The organism is Pseudoalteromonas lipolytica (genome assembly GCF_001306915.1).
In the GTDB taxonomy this organism is placed as follows: Bacteria; Pseudomonadota; Gammaproteobacteria; order Enterobacterales; family Alteromonadaceae; genus Pseudoalteromonas; species Pseudoalteromonas simplex.
This window is the reverse complement of the sequence record NZ_LJTC01000047.1, coordinates 1-621: the sequence shown is the minus strand read 5'-3', so window position 1 is coordinate 621 and position 621 is coordinate 1. Positions and strand designations below refer to the sequence as shown.

Below are 621 nucleotides of genomic sequence, written 5' to 3'. Positions count from 1 at the left end.
TGCGGATCGCGCCCAGGAGCTGATCGATCAGCGCATGCAGGATGCGCTGGATGCCCGCCGGGCGAGCCAGCAGAGCGAGGCGATGCAGGGGCCGGCGAATTGTGTGGAGTGCGATGAGCCGATCCCGACGGCGCGGCGCTTGAGCGTGCCGGGGTGCCGGTATTGCACGGAGTGCCAGGCGGCCAGGGAGGGGCGGCGGTGATGGGCCAAAAGCGCGAATATATTCCTCTGGGCCTTGACGAAGTTCGCCAGGCGCTTCTATTCATCCCGGCCGATGATCGAGAAGTGTGGATCAACATCGGCAATGCTTTGAAGACTGAATTCGATGATGCGGGCTGGGACCTCTGGGACAGCTGGAGCCAGTCGAGCGACAAGTACAAGGCGGGCGACGCCTGGAAGAAATGGAAGTCGTTGAAGCCAGGGAAGGTGAGCATCCGCTATCTGGACAAGCTCGCCCGCAATTCTGGTTGGCGCCGCGAGCGGCGCGAACTGACGCCAGAAGAAAAGCAACGTTTGAAAGCTGAGGCAGAAGAGCGTCGCCGTCTGGTCGCCGAAAAGGTGGAGGCAGACGAAGCCAAGCTCGAGCGTATGCAGCTCGCGGTGGCGGAAGCCTGCCAGCGG

General features: G+C 62.8%; 2 protein-coding genes. Both read left to right on the top strand.

The annotated features are described in order from the left end of the window. A partial coding sequence (locus AOG27_RS21410; protein WP_200909126.1) for a TraR/DksA C4-type zinc finger protein occupies positions 1 to 202 on the top strand: 202 nt, incomplete at its 5' end. After that, positions 202 to 621 (top strand): PriCT-2 domain-containing protein (locus tag AOG27_RS20965; RefSeq protein WP_200909125.1); only part of this gene is annotated, 420 nt, incomplete at its 3' end. The genes AOG27_RS21410 and AOG27_RS20965, both read left to right, overlap by 1 nt.